Annotated in this window: 18 protein-coding genes; 9 read left to right on the top strand and 9 right to left on the bottom strand. The window is 43.4% G+C overall.

What is annotated here, in order from left to right; translation table 11 throughout:
- Nucleotides 1–7: 7 nt before the first annotated feature.
- Nucleotides 8–1327, top strand: coding sequence for an MATE family efflux transporter (locus ABFY09_RS09110; protein WP_347984109.1), 1320 nt, complete (start codon nt 8–10; stop codon nt 1325–1327).
- A gap of 33 nt (nt 1328–1360) precedes the next feature.
- Nucleotides 1361–2194, top strand: a complete 834-nt coding sequence (locus ABFY09_RS09105) for an SDR family NAD(P)-dependent oxidoreductase (protein ID WP_347983996.1) — start codon at nt 1361–1363, stop codon at nt 2192–2194.
- A gap of 2 nt (nt 2195–2196) precedes the next feature.
- Here the strand turns inward: ABFY09_RS09105 and ABFY09_RS09100 are convergent, their stop codons facing one another.
- Together ABFY09_RS09100 and ABFY09_RS09095 are read right to left on the bottom strand one after the other, a co-directional pair.
- Complete coding sequence (locus ABFY09_RS09100; protein WP_347983995.1) at nt 2197–3195, bottom strand: alpha/beta hydrolase; 999 nt, start codon at nt 3193–3195, stop codon at nt 2197–2199.
- Between the two features lie 26 nt (nt 3196–3221).
- Nucleotides 3222–3509 (bottom strand): HlyU family transcriptional regulator, encoded by a 288-nt coding sequence (locus tag ABFY09_RS09095; protein WP_347983994.1) that lies wholly within the window; start codon nt 3507–3509, stop codon nt 3222–3224.
- A gap of 163 nt (nt 3510–3672) precedes the next feature.
- On the opposite strand from ABFY09_RS09095, the gene ABFY09_RS09090 reads away from it, so the two are divergent.
- On the top strand, nt 3673–3891 hold the full coding sequence (locus ABFY09_RS09090; RefSeq protein ID WP_347983993.1) for a VF530 family protein: 219 nt from the start codon (nt 3673–3675) through the stop codon (nt 3889–3891).
- A gap of 22 nt (nt 3892–3913) precedes the next feature.
- Here ABFY09_RS09090 and ABFY09_RS09085 read toward each other — a convergent pair whose 3' ends face one another.
- The 3 genes from ABFY09_RS09085 to ABFY09_RS09075 all read right to left on the bottom strand — a co-directional run bounded on the left by ABFY09_RS09085 (nt 3914) and on the right by ABFY09_RS09075 (nt 6483).
- Nucleotides 3914–4954 carry a GGDEF domain-containing protein gene (locus ABFY09_RS09085; RefSeq protein WP_347983992.1) on the bottom strand — a complete coding sequence of 347 codons (1041 nt, stop codon included), beginning with the start codon at nt 4952–4954 and terminating at the stop codon, nt 3914–3916.
- A 63-nt stretch (nt 4955–5017) separates the two neighbouring features.
- Nucleotides 5018–5494: an NYN domain-containing protein gene (locus tag ABFY09_RS09080; protein WP_347983991.1), complete on the bottom strand. Its 477-nt coding sequence runs from the start codon at nt 5492–5494 to the stop codon at nt 5018–5020.
- A gap of 26 nt (nt 5495–5520) precedes the next feature.
- Nucleotides 5521–6483 (bottom strand): hypothetical protein, encoded by a 963-nt coding sequence (locus ABFY09_RS09075; RefSeq protein WP_347983990.1) that lies wholly within the window; start codon nt 6481–6483, stop codon nt 5521–5523.
- Between the two features lie 179 nt (nt 6484–6662).
- Between ABFY09_RS09075 and ABFY09_RS09070 the strand changes: the two genes are divergently transcribed.
- Together ABFY09_RS09070 and ABFY09_RS09065 are read left to right on the top strand one after the other, a co-directional pair.
- Nucleotides 6663–7028 carry a DUF1304 domain-containing protein gene (locus ABFY09_RS09070; RefSeq protein WP_347983989.1) on the top strand — a complete coding sequence of 122 codons (366 nt, stop codon included), beginning with the start codon at nt 6663–6665 and terminating at the stop codon, nt 7026–7028.
- A gap of 321 nt (nt 7029–7349) precedes the next feature.
- Entirely contained in the window at nt 7350–8672 is a 1323-nt protein-coding gene (locus ABFY09_RS09065; protein WP_347983988.1) for a ribonuclease J, read from the top strand.
- Between the two features lie 4 nt (nt 8673–8676).
- Here the strand turns inward: ABFY09_RS09065 and epmB are convergent, their stop codons facing one another.
- Entirely contained in the window at nt 8677–9690 is a 1014-nt protein-coding gene (gene epmB, locus ABFY09_RS09060; RefSeq protein ID WP_347983987.1) for an EF-P beta-lysylation protein EpmB, read from the bottom strand.
- Between the two features lie 158 nt (nt 9691–9848).
- Here epmB and efp point away from each other — a divergent pair, with 158 nt between their 5' ends.
- Nucleotides 9849–10424: an elongation factor P gene (efp, locus tag ABFY09_RS09055; protein WP_317002705.1), complete on the top strand. Its 576-nt coding sequence runs from the start codon at nt 9849–9851 to the stop codon at nt 10422–10424.
- A gap of 150 nt (nt 10425–10574) precedes the next feature.
- Nucleotides 10575–10946 carry a DUF2306 domain-containing protein gene (locus ABFY09_RS09050; protein WP_347983986.1) on the top strand — a complete coding sequence of 124 codons (372 nt, stop codon included), beginning with the start codon at nt 10575–10577 and terminating at the stop codon, nt 10944–10946.
- Nucleotides 10947–10967: 21 nt separating this feature from the next.
- Here ABFY09_RS09050 and ABFY09_RS09045 read toward each other — a convergent pair whose 3' ends face one another.
- Genes ABFY09_RS09045 through ABFY09_RS09035 form a run of 3 tightly spaced genes read right to left on the bottom strand, consistent with a single transcriptional unit; the run spans nt 10968 to nt 13054 of the window.
- Nucleotides 10968–11159, bottom strand: a complete 192-nt coding sequence (locus tag ABFY09_RS09045) for a DUF1289 domain-containing protein (RefSeq protein ID WP_347983985.1) — start codon at nt 11157–11159, stop codon at nt 10968–10970.
- Nucleotides 11153–11668 (bottom strand): hypothetical protein, encoded by a 516-nt coding sequence (locus ABFY09_RS09040; protein ID WP_347983984.1) that lies wholly within the window; start codon nt 11666–11668, stop codon nt 11153–11155. The genes ABFY09_RS09045 and ABFY09_RS09040 overlap by 7 nt, the downstream gene beginning before the upstream one ends.
- A gap of 36 nt (nt 11669–11704) precedes the next feature.
- Nucleotides 11705–13054, bottom strand: coding sequence for a GTP-binding protein (locus ABFY09_RS09035; protein WP_347983983.1), 1350 nt, complete (start codon nt 13052–13054; stop codon nt 11705–11707).
- A 211-nt stretch (nt 13055–13265) separates the two neighbouring features.
- On the opposite strand from ABFY09_RS09035, the gene epmA reads away from it, so the two are divergent.
- Together epmA and ABFY09_RS09025 are read left to right on the top strand one after the other, a co-directional pair.
- Nucleotides 13266–14243 carry an EF-P lysine aminoacylase EpmA gene (gene epmA, locus ABFY09_RS09030; RefSeq protein WP_347983982.1) on the top strand — a complete coding sequence of 326 codons (978 nt, stop codon included), beginning with the start codon at nt 13266–13268 and terminating at the stop codon, nt 14241–14243.
- A gap of 27 nt (nt 14244–14270) precedes the next feature.
- A complete protein-coding gene (locus ABFY09_RS09025) occupies nt 14271–16550 on the top strand; it encodes an ATP-binding protein (protein ID WP_347983981.1) in 2280 nt (759 codons plus the stop codon).
- Nucleotides 16551–16559: the final 9 nt, after the last annotated feature.

Genomic DNA, 16559 nt, shown 5'->3' with positions numbered 1-16559 from the left:
GTTTCCTATGGTACTCACGATGACATTGGAATTGTCGATCAGCGTGGTAGATACCATCATGCTAGGGCATTACAGTGCGTTGCATTTAGCTGCAGTTGGATTGGCGTCGAGTCTTTGGTTGCCAGTAGGGTGCTTTTTGATTGGGGTGACGTTTGGAATTACGCCCTTGGTGACGCGTCATTTGCATGGTCGTCAGCCTAAGTTGGTGAATCTTTATATGTCTCAAGCTGTGGGTTTGTCTATCGGCTTAGGTGTGTTGGCGAGTTTGTTGGTGGTTTTTGTGTTGCCACATTTTGCAGGCATGATGGCGACAGAGGAAGAAACTCGTCGAGTGTCGGTAAATTACTTGTACATATTTGCGCCTGCTTTGCCTATGTTGGCTCTGATGACGTCCTATAAAAATCTGTTTGAAGCCGCAGGCCGTCCTGGCTTTCCTTTATTCGTTGCGAGCACGGGTTTAGTACTGAATATCTTATTTAACTACGTGCTTATTTTTGGCAATTTCGGCTTCCCTGAATTGGGTGCAGAAGGTGCGGCGGTAGCGTCTTTGTTGTCTTTGTATTTAGCTGTAACCATCTTTTTTGTGTACGACCGTTTTATTAATAAAACGCCGTTATTCACTCGATTAGTGTGGCGTTACACACGTAAATTCTCGATTTTGTTAAACGTCGGTGCACCAGCGGGTTTTGCTTTTGCTTTTGAAGTTGGTCTTTTCTCTTCAATGACTTGGTTGATTTCTGCCTTTGGTGATTTGGCGTTAGGCGGCGGACAAATTGTCATGTCTTATACAGCTTTCTTGTTCACACCTTTGATGGCGATGAGTGCGGTGACGGCCATTGTTGTGGCGAAAGCTATGTCTAAGGAAGGTGTCGAAGGCGTTATCAAACGCGTTCGTGTCATTGTCGGACTTGGTCTAACTTATGTGATGGCTTGTTTCATAGTGACTCAGCTTTTCCATAATCATATTCCTTATATCTACAGCACTAACGAGGAAGTTGTGGCTTTGGCGGCGGGCATTTTGGTGATCTCGGCCTTTTATCAATTCCCAGATATGCTACAAGCGGTTTTCACCGGAGCTTTGCGTGGTTTCCGTGATACGCGTTCTTCTATGATTGCTTTTGGTGTGTCTTTGTTTGGCTTGAGTATGCCATTTGGTTACTGGTTATCTCATTACAGCCCTTGGTCTGAGACCTTGTCTGTTCGCGGCTTTTATATTGGCTTGGGCGCTGGTTTGTGTTTGTTGGCGACTATCTTGATCCTGCGTTTCCGTATAGTGTTGAAGCGTTATAAAGGTAAACGCATTGGGTCGCCAAGAGAAGTGGCTTAAAAAGTACGAGTGAAAGTGGAATAGGAGACAAGCATGCAATACGCCGTTCTAATTACTGGGTGTTCTTCAGGGATAGGTTTGGAAGCCGCGAAGATGCTACAAGATCGAAATTTTCTGGTGGTTGCCAGCTGCCGAAAAAAGGAAGACGTGGGAGTATTAAAAGAACAAGGTATTAAACACGTCGTTCAGTTGGATTTGGCGGATTCAACTTCTATTCAGCAAGGCTTAGAAGAGACCTTGGCGATTACTCAGGGTAAGCTGTTTGCTCTGTTTAACAATGGCGCTTATGGACAGCCCGGAGCGGTGGAAGATTTACCTGTAGAGGTGTTACGAACTCAATTTGAAAGTAACTTTTTTGGGACTCATGAACTCACGACAAAAGTATTGAAGCTAATGTTGACGCAAGGTTATGGACGTATTGTGAACAATAGTTCTGTATTGGGCTTGGTGGCTGCGCCTTTCCGTGGCGCCTATAACGCCAGTAAGTTTGCTTTAGAAGGTTTGACAGATACTTTGCGATTGGAACTTTCAGATACACCGATTAAAGTAAGTTTGATTGAGCCAGGCCCGATTGAAAGTCGCTTTCGCGTCAATGCTTTGGTGGCACTCAAAGAAAATATTGATATGGAAAATAGCCGTCATAAGAAAGGTTATGAAGAGGCTGTTGCTCGTTTAAGTAAGGAAGGCGCAACGTCGTCTCAAACATTGTCAGCGAGTGCGGTAGTGAGCAAGTTAATTCATGCTTTGGAATCGTCACGCCCAAAAGCGCGTTATTATGTGACTTTACCCACTTACGGAGCTGTCTTAATGAGACGAGTTCTACCAACTTGTTTGTTGGATTGGGTGATGCGCCGTCAAGGTGCTTGATATCAGCGTTTTAGCCATTTAGATATAGCGGACAAATAGGCCTCACGCGCTTCTTGATGAGACAGATAAAGATCGTGGAAGCCTTTTGGGATGATGGTTTTGTCTAGATTCGAAAAGGTTTTTTCGGCGGCTTGCTCCATGCTGTCTATGTCTAATACGCCATCTCCTTGTTGGATTTCTTCTACCGTTTTTTTGCCAATCGTGCTGATTTCTGAACGACAAAGTAGTGTAGGGATATCTATTTTCTGCGTCGCGAGATTATGTTGCGCACGGATAATTTCTTTTAGCCAACGGAAAGATAAATTAAAACCTTCCGCGGGTTTCCAATCCAATCGGTAATCCCATTCTCCCCCAAATCGAGTGTGCAATGTCTTAGCGTAAGTGTTGATTTTCTTGGCTCGTAAAAACGCAAAAGGAAATATCGATACTAAAGCGCGTATTGGCCAACCGATTCGGTTAAGCAGAGCAGGCGGAAACGGTAGAGCCAGAAATGGGCTGTTGAGTATGAGCCCTGTGACTTCTGGAAAAGCTTTGTTGTAATGGCTTTCTCTTTCTGGAATTGCGTAAGGTTGAGCAAGATAAGACGACGCAATAAGCCCACCTGTTGAATGTGCCATTATGACCACTTGTTTCACGCCATCTTGTCGCATTGTGGCGAGCGCTATGTCTAAATCTTGCCCGTATTGTTCGATGGAATCACACCAATTGGGTGGTGTAGATGGACGGATAGAGCGGCCGTAACCCTGTAAGTCCACAGCGTAAAAGCGATAGCCAAGCTTGATAAAGTATTCTGCTAAGCCTTTTTGGAAAAAGTAATCTGTGTATCCGTGAACATAAAGAATGGCCTTGGCGGTTCTTGGTCGGCCGATATGATGAACCAATGTTGTGTGTACTTGCGTTTTCGACCCAGGAAAAGCGAAGGTTCGGGCAATGAAGTCTGCGCCCAATAAGTCTTCACCTTGGCTGACTTGTGTCCAGTGCTGTCCTATTGGTACGCTCATAATAAATCGCCTTCTAATTTGTGTGCTTAACCAAAGATGTTGTCACCAAGTTGATCGATTGTCATTTTGGCTTTGCGTAATGTTACTTCAATGCATTCGTCACGGCCTGGGATGAGGTCTGAACGAATGAAGTTGTGCACTTGTTGTTCCTCACCCTCACCTTTGGTAATGGTTGCTGCGACTCTTAGTTGTCCTGCATCTTTTATCGGCGCTGGCGTGATCATAAAGCCTTTGTATTCAATAGCTTCTTCGGTTGGCTCTGGTGCGCTTTCGCCTCCGGCAAATAAACTTTTTAAGCCTGATAAGATTCCCATTGTTGTGCTCCTATAATGAATAAATACTTTATTTGAAGCTATTCTTCTGGGAACGGCGTCATTAGTCAAATACCAATGTAAGTATATTGCAGAGTCAGTGAGTTTATTCCTACTTGCTGTATACTTCAGCTTAGTATGAATCAATGAATAGAGCAGATTAGAAATGAATGAAACACAAGCCAATAATCCTTTGCACGGCATCACGTTAGAGCAGATATTGATAGAGTTGATTGATCATTACGGTTGGGAAGAGTTGGCTGTGCGCATCAACATTAATTGCTTTAAAAGTGACCCTTCTATCAAATCCAGTTTGAAGTTTTTGCGTAAAACTCCCTGGGCAAGAGATAAAGTTGAGAGTTTATTTTTAGAAACCTTCTTTTGATGTCTTTGTAAAAATCTGAGTGTTAGCTTATTTCAGAACAAAGACCGCCATCATGACGAACGATGTTTCGGCCTTGGTTTTTAGCAAGGTAGAGGTTTTGGTCTGCGTTTCGTAAGAATGCGTTGAATTCCATTCCTTTTTTTAACTCAGATATACCAATGCTCACGGTTAAAGTGATTGTGTTTTGCGCGACTTTAAACTCATGTTTTTCAATGCTTTTACGTAGGTTTTCAGCAGAATTGCAGGCGTCTAATGGAGACGAGTTTTGTAAGGTAACTAAGAATTCTTCTCCTCCAATCCGGTAAGCGTTGTCTTTGCCTACATGTTTTCTTAAAAAGCTGGAGAACTCTACTAAGATGAGATCACCTACTTCGTGCCCAAACTGGTCGTTGATCTTTTTGAAGTAGTCCACATCCAAAATCAAAAGCTGGGTTGTTTGGGCATTACTATCTTTAGCAGAATTAAATTCTTCGAAGAAAATTTCTAAGGCATGACGATTTTTTACTTCTGTGAGCGGGTCTTTATAAGCCATATGATGGAGTATTTGGCTATTTTTAATGTATTGATTCTCGTACAAAAAGCAGACTGAATAAGCCAAAAAGTAAGCACCAGTGAAATTCAAGGCAGAGCGATAAGCGAACAGTTGCTCTGTGTCACTTTTGGTAATGATCAAATACAGTGTAGGGATAAGCACCAGAATAGAGTAAATCAAGCCTTTTTTAGGACCTAAGAAAATACAATAAAGAGGAGGCAGAATAAGCAACCAATAACTGATGCCTGTTCTTAAATCCACTGTGCTGAAGGTGTAAAACATAACGGCTGAAATGGAAAACAGTAGAAAATTGATGCGACGAGCGTTAACTGTACCAGTGCGTTTTGCAGACCAAAAAAAGTAAATATTTAGAATTCCGAGAACAGCTTCTAGGAAAGCGATATCAAACTGTTGTAGATAGAGATTTATTATACCGAACGCCAATACGATTAGCCCATTAATTAGGCTAAGGCGTCTGTGCAATGCAGCTTTGGTTTTAACAAACTGTATGTCAGTTTGAATACTACGCATGTAAATTCAACACTATGAAAAGAATTGTAATATCATATTGTAATCATTCGCATTCAATAAAGCTTATGTGAGCAACAATTTATTACAAACTGGAATAAAGTGATCGGCAGAGTAAATTAGACTCTGCGCGGTTAAAGCTTCTACGCCGTAGACCTCTACCTTGGTTTGGTATTTTTCCCTGAGTGTATCTGCCAGTAAGGCAAAATCCCCGTCGCCCGATACTAACACCAACACATCGCTTTCTTTGCCATATTCAATGCCATCAATCGCGATGCCAACATCCCAATCGCCTTTGGCAGAGCCATCGGATCGTTGAATAAAAGGCTTTAATTTCACCTCAAAGCCAATGGCTCGCAAGATGTTTTGAAATTGTCGTTGTTTTTCGTCGCCTCTGTCTATGGCGTAGGCGATAGCTTTCACCACATTTCGGCCTTCTGTGGCTTGCTTCCAGAACGCGTTGTAATCAAAGGGACGCTTAAAAGTATCTCTTGTTGTGTAATAGACGTTTTGCACGTCTACTAAAATGGTGACGTTTTCCATTGCAATCCTGATGGTCGATTGTGACGTTAGTGGGTTAATCGCATATTGCTGTCTCTGTATAAGCGCGTTTCATGAGCCATTAGAGCCAGTTCTTGTAAGCTAAGTGGCTTTGAAGGCGACATTTGTAAGCGTAGCTGTTTTTTGTTTGCTTGAGTGTTTAATGATGGATCTTGAGAAGGTTTCAAAAAACCGACCAAGGCGTTGGCAATTTCATCCGCTTCCACTGAGTTCGCTCTCGCGAAGCCTAAGCTTTGGCTTAGAAGCTTCAGTAAGCTAGCCAGTTGTTTTTCTTCCTGCTGGCTTTTGGGTGCCTCAGGAATCAGCCAAGTAACGAGTCCTGCATCCTGATAGCGAATGTCCAAATCGTTAATTTCCAAAGCCTCACCATGAATGAAAAAGAGCCCTAAAGGTTGCCCCATGGCGATGGACGCAAGTAAGTCTGTACGTATCTCGTGCATGGATAGCTCATTGTTCAATAAACGAATATGGCTAGAAGTCGATAATATGCCTAAGCCTTTAATGTCGAGCTTGAATTCGGAAGTTACATGGTCTTCATTGATCTTAGAAGATAAAGAGCCTTTGCCTAATAGTGTGGTGATGCCAGCGGCTTTCATTAGACGCCTTGTGTCGTAGGAAAGGTTTCCTGCTAGGCTGTTCTTTATCCAGAAATCCACATCTAGATCAGGGTAGGTTAATGGGTAACTGTTTAGGGAGATTCGGCTGAACAGCAACCAAGGCGAATTTTTAAAGCCAAAACTTACTTCTTCTATAGATGGTGTCAGTGTAAAAGGATTGAAGTGCACGGTTTGATAATGAACGAAAGGCGTTAAGCCTGCATCGTCGAGTTGTTTTTGAAGGATTTCTTCCGTGTATTGTGTACCAAAATATTTGATGGCGTAGAGACCTAAAACAGTTAGGCTGAAAACCACAAAAAGCGACATGAGCATGCCGACTTTTTTATCTTTAATGTTTGCTATAAAACGGCTCAATGCATTAATCCATAACCAAAAAGATGAGAGAAATTTATGGTGAGTTAGGTTAAGTGCCTTGTATTGGGGATGCAATGAAAAGTTGAAGGATAAAAGAAACTTAGAGGGATAACGTGTGGTCACATCCTGTCTATGCTATAAATAATCAACTCTCCTCACACGATGGACTCATCCAAAACATGCACACACTCACTTTTATTCTAGTTGCCTTAGTCGCTATCGAACATTTTTATATTTTGGTATTGGAAATGTTTATGTGGACTAAGCCAAGAACGTTAAAAGTATTTGGTATTGACCCGGCTTTGGCCAAACAAACAAAAGCCATGGCAGCAAATCAAGGACTTTATAATGGCTTTTTGGCAGCGGGTTTGGTGTTTAGCTTAATGCATGGCAACGAAGCCTTTGCGATGCAGCTGCAAGTTTTCTTCTTATCTTGCGTTGTTGTCGCGGCGATTTATGGCAGCCTGACAGTGAAGAAATCCATTGTTTTTGTTCAAGGTTTGCCGGCAGCTTTAGCTCTTTTGAGTGTATTGACTCTGGGGTGATTGTTTTTTCTAAGGAGTGGTCGTGAGGTTCGTTTCATTTTGAAACATCTGTCAAATATGAGCTAAAAAATACAGAGTTGGCCGGAAAAGAACATATCACAATGAGTTTTTAGGTTGTGCATCATGAAAGTAGTGACAGCATACAGATTGAAGATTTGTGTCAATAAAGCGGACGAGAAATTGTACGAAGCTAAGAATAGTGGCCGGAACCAAATTGTTAGCTGAGTGTCTCAAAAGCTAGAGAAATTACCTGAAGACCAAAATGGTTTTAAACGTTAAAAGGAGTTAATTATTTCACCATTAATACCAGGACAAGACGATTTGTGGTTTTTGCCATTGGGTGGCACCGGCGAAATCGGTATGAATATGAACCTTTATGGCCATGACGGCCAATGGTTGATGATAGATTGCGGCGTCTCATTCAACGAGCCTTTAAAACCAGACGATCTCCATACAGCGGAAGTGGTTTGTGCTGATCCCCGTTTTATCTCTGAACAAAAAGAACGTCTTGCAGGCATTGTCATAACGCACGCCCATGAAGATCATGTGGGCGCTTTGCCTTTTCTCTGGCGTCGTTTCAAATGTCCTGTTTACACCACGGCTTTTACTGCCGAAGTCTTGCGTCGTAAACTAGTGCAAGTGGGTTTAGCGGACGACGTTCCTGTCATTGTGGTGAAAGAAGATGAGAACCAAAAAATCGGCGTGTTTAACGTAACTTGGCTCGCCTTGACTCATTCTGTCCCAGAACCTTTTGCCATGACCATTGACACGTCAGCAGGGCGGATTTTCCACACAGGGGATTGGAAAATTGATAAGAAACCTATTATTGGCGGAGGCTTTTCCCCTGCAAATTTCAAAGCACTCGCCAAAGAAAACATTCTCGCCATGATGTGCGACTCGACCAATGCGTTACGAGACGGTCATTCCATTTCGGAGCACGATTGCTATGAAGCTCTGTTGGCGACAATTGCCCCAGAAAAGAATCGAGTGGTGGTTGGTTGTTTCAGCAGCAACGTGGCTCGGCTGGTGGCGCTTGGTCGTGTGGCGCAAGAAACAGGGCGCTATTTGGCGCTGATTGGCCGCTCTTTAACAAACATGGTGGGTGCGGCCAAGGCGACAGGACATTGGCCTGATGACTTGCCTTTAATCGATGCAGCGCATCTTGGGTATTTGCCGCGAGAAGAAGTGCTTGCTGTGGTCACTGGAAGCCAAGGGGAGCCTCGAGCGACTTTGAATCGCCTTGCGGCAGGGAACTGTTTCGACTTAACGTTAGAAGCGGACGACATGGTGATTTTTTCCGCCATGATGATACCCGGCAACGAAGACGCCATTATGCGTTTGGTGGAACAATTCAAAGGCCAAAAAATTCGCACCTTACAGCAACAGGATACAGAGCTGCCCATTCACGTCAGTGGGCATCCTTGTGTGGAAGAATTGAAGCAACTTTACACTTGGGTTCAACCACAAATCGCGGTGCCTGTTCATGGGGAACCAGAGCACCTACGAGGCAATGGCAAGGTTGCCAAAGCGAGCCATGTTCCGCAGCAGTTAGTGGGTGGGAACGGCGATATTTATGAACTGGCACCGAGAGTCAAAATACGCCAAAACCAAGTGAAAGTCGGACGCATTGCTTTGTCGCGTTAGTGATTTATGACAAAACCGGTGCGAACACGGTTTTTGATGTTCGTCCCGGAATCTCTTTCGCGAGCTTAGGCACTAAATAACCGGGTAATTCTGCGGCGACTTTTCCCATGAGTTGTTGGGCTTCTTCAATGGACACATCAAAATGGGCTGCGCCTTCTACTGGGTCGAGCGTGAACATGTAATAAGGCAAAATACCTACCGAAAATACCGCTTCGCTTAAGTTCACTTGCGCTTCTACTGAATCATTGACGCCCTTCAATAATACGCCTTGGTTGAGCAAGGTGACGCCCACTTGCGTCAGTTTGAATGCGGCTTTGGCAAGCTCTTCATCTACTTCGTTAGCGTGATTTATATGCCAAACCATAATGATGTCTAAGCGGCTTTGTTTTATCCAATCCAGCATGTCATCACACACACGAGCAGGAATCACCACAGGTAAACGAGAGTGAATACGTAGTCGTTTGATTTGTGGTAGAGCCTCGATTTGACGAACCTTATTGGCGAGTAAAGCGTCTTTCATCATCAATGGATCGCCACCGCTCAAGATCACTTCATTGACCTCTGGATGTGCAATGAGGTAATCAATGACAGATTGCCATTCCGCTTGAGCCAGTTGGTTGTCACCATAAGGAAAGTGGCGACGGAAGCAATAACGGCAATTTACCGCACAGGTTCCTGTGGTGATAACCAGCAAGCGGCGTTTGTATTTATGCACAATGGCTTTTTGCGGATTATGATCAGCTTCTTCTAATGGGTCTTTTTTGTAGCCTGCTACTTCCAGCATTTCTGCTGCGTCTGGCATGACTTGGCGTAATAAAGGATCGTTCGGATTGCCGTATTCCATTCGAGACAAATAAGGTCGTGGCACCAGAAGTTTGAAGCTGTGTTGAGCGTCTTGACCTTGAGTGAGGAGATCCTTAGGTAAACCAAGGCTTTCAACAAGGTCATTCAGAGAGGTGATTGCCTGCGTGAGGTGTTGGGGCCAGCTTGTTGTGTTCTGTGTTTTAATGGGAATCACGTCAAATATCTGCAAAATGTTGTTAATTTGGGTTATTATGGCGCCAACTTTTTTGGCCTTTCGTAGGCTGATGGCTTTTAAAGATCTTATAAAAGACCTTTAGACTGACATGATACGCCAGTCTGAGCCTTTTCTCTAAATTTATACCGTGAGGATTTATGGCTAATATTTCTACTAGCGATATGCGCACTGGCGCGAAAGTAATGGTTGATGGCGACCCATGTTCTGTTTTAGAAAACGAACACGTTAGACCAGGTAAAGGCCAAGCTTTTAACCGTCTAAAATTGCGTAACTTAAAGAGTGGTCGCGTTTGGGAGCGTACTTTCAAATCAGGTGAATCTCTTGAAGCCGCTGACGTGATGGAAACCGATATGGAGTACTTGTACACCGACGGCGAATTCTGGCACTTCATGGCAGTTGATGGCTCTTTCGAGCAACACGCAGCAGATGAAAATGCCATTTCTGACACGAAAAATTGGCTGAAAGAGCAAGAAAAATATGTTGTGACTTTATACAACGGTGCACCTCTTGCTGTGACTCCACCAAACTTCATTGAGCTTGAAGTGAAAGACACGGATCCAGGCGTAAAAGGTGATACTGCAAACGGCGGTTCTAAGCCTGCTTACTTGGTAACTGGCGCTATGGTTCGTGTGCCATTGTTCATCAACATCGGTGAAGTATTGCGTATTGATACACGCAGTGGTGAATACGTTTCCCGCGCGACTGGTAAATGATTTTTGGCTTCTTAGCTAAAGCAAGCAAATCAAAAGAAGCCTTTGATAGAACACTATCGAAGGCTTTTTTATTTGTAGGTTTAAAGTACTTACTATGATAAAGAATGTTTACGCAGCTTTCTCCTGTGGGGGTAATTTTAGAGGATTATTATGCTTTTAACTCTTCACATATCTGCGGCCATTTGGGCCCTTATCACTGGTACTATTCAGTTAACGACCCGTAAGGGAACGGTACAGCATAAGTTTATTGGCCATTCTTGGATGTTGGCAATGGTTATTGTGGCTGTATCATCTTTTGGAATAAGAGAATTTACGCCAGTTATTGGACCCTTTGGCATTATTCACTTGTTGTCTATTTGGGTATTGATCTGTGTCGCGGCGTCTATCTATTTTGCTCGAGTCGGTAATATCAAACGTCATAAGGGATTTGCTAAAGGTGCTTTTTTTGGACTTGTTGGAGCGGGTATTGGTGCGTTAGCACCGGGCAGGTTAATTCATAAGTGGCTATTTGGTTTGTTTTAAACACTATTATAACGGTTGTGTTTATTTACCGTTCTGATTTTTGATTTGGTTCATGCGTTTTTGCAGTTCTTTTTCTATTTTGTTTTTGTCATAAGGCTTCATTTTTTGCCATTGGTTGCATTCTGGGCGGGTGCGAGCGCAACCTAAACACCAGCCTTTGGGCCCTGAGAAATCACAAAGGTCGATGCAGGGACTTTTCTGACGCTTTACCATTCTGGCTCACCCTTCACTTCGTCGAATGCTTGTTCAATACTGTCTGCCAGTTGGCGAAGTCGGTTCAGTTCTTCAAAGATGCGTTGTTCTAGGCTTTTGAAGTTAAGCGGCATGGTGCGCTCGCAGATGTGATAGCCCTTGCCGATGGTTTGGTAGCCTTTCCAGCTTTTTATACGGCCGCTTTCTAGTTTAAGAAACTTTTCAATAAATTCTGGTTGTGAAGGGCAGTCTTCTTCGGCGTGCATGCAGATAGGAAACGACTTTTGTTTGATTTGCGGTGCCTCAATGAAGGTCTCGAAATGAACGCCGCCTTGGTTGTGGTTGTGCCAGTTTGATTTGTAGAGTTGAAGATACGGACCACGGTTGTATATTTCCCAATCATCGTCAAACCAGCTGGCGTCTCTTAATAGCTTTTCGAGATTACGGAAAACATTTTTTATATCTTTCATGGAATTAAAGTCGTGTTGGTCATTTGAGATGGAAGGAGCATTGAGTGATTTTGCTTCCACTCAATGCTCTATTTTATATCACTAAGGGCGGAAGTGTTATTTATATAAGCATCTTTCCAATGAGCCGCGAATGTAGTCTTCATCAAGGTTTTTACCAATAAAGATCATGCGGTTGGTTGGTGTTTCATCTCCCCACGGTTTTCCAAGTTGCCCGCCAAATAGCATGTGAACGCCTTGATACACAATACGATGCACTTCGTCATGAATGGCAAGCACGCCTTTCATTCGATACACATCGACGCCTTTTTCTTGTAGAAACATTCCCATCCAAGCATTGAGGATATCGCCATCAAATCTGCCTGCTAACTCGATAGAAAGTGAAGAAACGGCATCGTTGTGTTCATGTTCGGCATTAAAACAGTGTTCTACCACAGGGAAACGCTCGGTGCTGTCTTTGTCTAAAAGCGCTAATTTAAACTCTTCTGGCGTGTGCTGAGAGAACACGGCGATGTCTTGATCTGTAGCCAGTTCTAAATGAAATTCATAATGATCTTGGCCTTCAAGCTGTAGGCGGTAGCATTGGTTTCTTTCTCTTAGTGTTTGCCCATGAGAAATAGGCTCTCCAGATTTGGAAAATCTCACAAAGACGGTTTCTGCCAAGTTCAAGACAGCGGTTTCAGCTGTATGTTTAACGTCAGTGATAAGAAATGCCATGTCAGGATCTGGGCCGTTGGCCATCTTAAAGTGGTATTTTCCAGCAGGCAGTTGCCATATTCCACCCCATTCAAATGGGTATTCTGGTTCTAAGAAGTTGGGTTTCATGTCTATGGCGCGCTGAATGTTGAATCCACCAATGTCTAACAGCTCGGCTATAGGTGCATCAGCCATGGTCGCAGAATAGAAGCCCGCCATTTGGTTCATGCCTTTTAGGCGCTTTTTCAAACCAAGCATGTCGTCTTCTGAGACTAAGTCGGCTTTGTTCAATATGATGCGATCAGCGAACGCCACTTGAGCCATGACTTCGTCGGTACTTTCGTCTAGGTGAGTGCTGATGTGTTTGGCGTCTACTAGAGTGATGATGCCATCCAGTTCATATTGTTCGCTGATCGAAGGATCAACAAAAAAGGTTTGTGCCACAGGGCCAGGATCTGCCATGCCAGTAGTTTCTAGAATGACGCGGTCGAATTTGTCTTTGCGTTCTGCTAATTCATGGAGGATGCGGATTAAGTCGCCACGTACGGTGCAGCAAATGCAGCCGTTGTTCATCTCGAATATTTCTTCATCAGCATTAATGACTAGATCTTGATCTATGCCGATTTCACCAAACTCATTTTCAATCACAGCGATACGCAGGCCGTGATCTTCAGACAATATACGGTTAAGCAAGGTGGTCTTACCGCTACCAAGAAAGCCAGTGAGTACGGTAACAGGAATGGGGTTAGACATGTTGATCTCCTAAGGGATTATTAAATATTGTTATATTATAACGTATCCTTATCTGTTAAGTGTTCTTTAATAATTACTCTTAGCCACTAGGATTCTTTATACAGATAGAAAGTACGTACTTTAGTAACTCAATAAAGCAAATAGGCTTCAGTTCTCACCATGGAACCTTAGTATTTGCTATGATGGATTTTATTTTTCCAGAGCTTTTGCTATGTACAATGCGTCCTTATGGCAACCCAGTGCAGACCTTCCCGTTTTGAGAAAGCGAGCCCAACTATTAAAAACAGTTCGTGCTTTTTTTGATGCTCACGATGTGATGGAAGTAGATACACCTTGTTTGTCTTTGGGGAGTATTTCTGATCCACATATCGAAGTCTTAACCAGTCACACTCGTTCGCAAGGTGAAGACCTAACGTATTATCTGCAAACGTCCCCTGAATACGCCATGAAACGCCTACTTTGTGCAGGCTCCGGTTCTATTTATCAATTGGGGAAAGTATTTCGCGCGGAAGATGTTGGGCGTCGTCATAGCATCGAATTCACCATGCTGGAATGGTATCGAGTGGGTTTTGATCATTGGCAGTTGATGGATGAAATTCAAGCTTTGCTCGCATACATATTGGATGATGATACTTTGATGTGTGAGCGGCTAAGTTACCAAGATGCTTTTTTGCGTCATACTGGTTTGGATCCTTTGTCTGCTAGTCTGTGCGCACTGCAAGAATGTGCTCATAAACATACGGAGTATGGATTGCAAGAAACAGATAGAGACACTTTGCTGGAGCTAATTTTCGCAAGTGTAGTGGAAGCCGCGATTGGTACAGAGCAACCTTGCTTTATTCACAGTTATCCTGCATCTCAGGCGGCTCTTGCGAAAACTCACATGGATGATAATGATCAATGGGTCGCTGCGCGCTTTGAACTATATTGGCAAGGCATGGAACTGGCCAATGGTTATCATGAATTAACTGATGCTGAGGAACAGACGCATCGTTTCGAGAAAGACAAAGCGTCCCGCAATGAGATGAAATTGGCTGACAGACAATTCGATGAACGTTTACTCAGCGCTTTAAAAAGCGGTATGCCTGAATGCGCTGGTGTGGCCTTAGGCATAGATAGGTTGTTGATGTTAATGTGTGAAAAAAAGCACATTGCAGAAGTAATGCCGTTTGCTCATTCTCGTTCTTAGTTTTTCAATAATAATAAAAAGGTGGAAGTGTTGAGAGAGAAAATTGGCTTGAATATACAGGATTTACTGTCACCAAAGCGATCTGCTTTGATGTATCTCTGTGCTTTTTTTGTTGTGGTTTTACTGATCTGGAAAGGTGGTGAAGCACTGCGTCATCAACAGATAAAAGCCTTGGAAGTTGACTCTTTTGAACAGCTTGGTCAGTTGGCCAGCGTTTTAGAGAGTGCAATTGCCAAATACCAACATATGCCAACCTTGCTGGCTTCTAATGACCTAGTGAGAAAAGCACTTAGAAACGGTTTTGAATCTGATATTCATCAGCTCAACCGCGAATTAGAACAGATTAATCGTATCACAGAGGCCTCAGACAGTTATATTTTGAACGCGGATGGCTTGACCATCGCCGCTTCAAACTATGCTGGCCCAAGTAGCTTTGTCGGCAGTAACTATGTGTTTCGCCCTTATTTTAAAGACGCCATTAAAGGTAAGGCGGGGCGTTATTATGCTTTGGGCATTATGTCGAATCGTCGTGGTTATTATTTTTCGTACCCTATTTATGAAGGCGATTCCATTATTGGTGTGGCGGTTGTCAAAGTAGATTTGACGCAATTTGAAAAGCGTTTCGCTAATCAGCATTATGAATTTGTATTGTTGGATCCAGATAATGTTGTGTTCAGTGGTTCCCGTTCTAGCTGGCTCTACCGAGTACTAGGCGAACTGTCTCACGAAGAGTTAAAGCGTATTGCCGATTCTCAGCGATACGGTGATAAGGTGATTGAAAAATTAGCCATTACTTATCAAAAGCCTTTCAATGAAAATGCGTCTATCGTCGATATTGTTGAGAGCCGTCACATAAATAATGGTGAGCATTCGAATCGCGTATCTTATCTCAATATGAGCCTCCCCATTAGCCAATTAGACTTTCAAATATCCATATTGGCACCGCTAAAAGCCATTAATGAAGATATTGCATTATGGCGCGCAATTTTTGCTGGTGGTGTGACAATCACGGCTTTGCTATTTGGTTTGGCCATGTTGCGCACACGAATGCTGCGGGAGCGATCTGACGCTAATGAAATGACTCGTCATAATCAGGCGTATATTCGTGAAGTGATTCAAAATACACAGGCTGGTTTAGTGACGTTAGACGACAACCACAAAATTGAGTCATTTAACCCAGCGGTTGAAAGACTCGTTGGGCAACCATTGGCACCTTTGGTTGGTCAGCCTTTGTGTCAACTGTTCCGAACGGACAAAGAAAGTTCTTCTCCTTTTTCTTCGGACAATTTGTTTGACGCTATTAATAATCTTGGGGTTAAAGTGCTAACGAGAGAAGGTAGCTTGTGTTATCCAGAACAAGTGCCTGTGCCAGTGGAAATGACCTTGTGTGAGATGCAATTACCCAATCGCTTAAGCTATTTGGTGACTTTCCATAATATGACGGAGCGGAAGCGTTATGAGCAAGAAATCACTCAGGCGCGAATTGACTTAGAGGAGCGCGTTCGAGAGCGGACTTATGAACTGGAAGGCGCAAACACGCGACTTCGTCAGGAAATTGAAGAACACAAAGGCACTCAGCGAGAGCTTATTCAAACAGCTAAGCTGGCGGTGCTTGGTCAGCTGAGTGCTGGATTAAGTCATGAATTAAATCAACCATTAACGGCGATTCGAGCTTTTGCAGGAAATGGTTTGACGTTTCTTGATCGAGGAAAATACGATCAGGCGCAGATAAATTTGCAACACATTAGCCAATTAGGTCAGCACATGAGTGACATCATTTCTCGCTTTAAAGTGTTTGCGCGAAAAGGCGATGTTCATCAAGGGCCAATAGCCGTTCAGACTGCCATTATGGGTGCCATAAAGATCATGGGAACTCGCTACAAAGAGGTGGGGATTGAGCTTGTTGTGACGGACGATAAAGACTTGATTGTGAATGGCGATATGGTCTTTTTAGAGCAAGTTTTGGTGAATTTGTTGGCTAACGCTGCAGATGCTATTTTGGAATCCTCTGGCTTTGAACGACGGGTTTGTATTGAGCAAAAAGCCACCGCGGACGATGTGATTATTTGCGTTCAAGATACGGGGAATGGTTTGAGTGAGGAAGCGGCACGAAACCTCTTTGAGCCTTTCTTTACGTCGAAATCGTCAGGTTTAGGATTGGGGTTAGGTTTGTCTATCAGTCAGCGAATTATTGATGCCATGGGCGGACAAATCAGTGCCAGTAATCTGCCCACTGGAGGGGCTGAATTTTGTGTTAGGCTACCGCGTTTTTATTCATCGTCCGTGATTCATGAGATTAAGTCATAATGCTTTTCA

This window comes from Marinomonas sp. 5E14-1, from assembly GCF_039939215.1.
Lineage (GTDB): Bacteria > Pseudomonadota > Gammaproteobacteria > Pseudomonadales > Marinomonadaceae > Marinomonas.
This window is presented reverse-complemented; position numbering and strand designations above follow the sequence as displayed.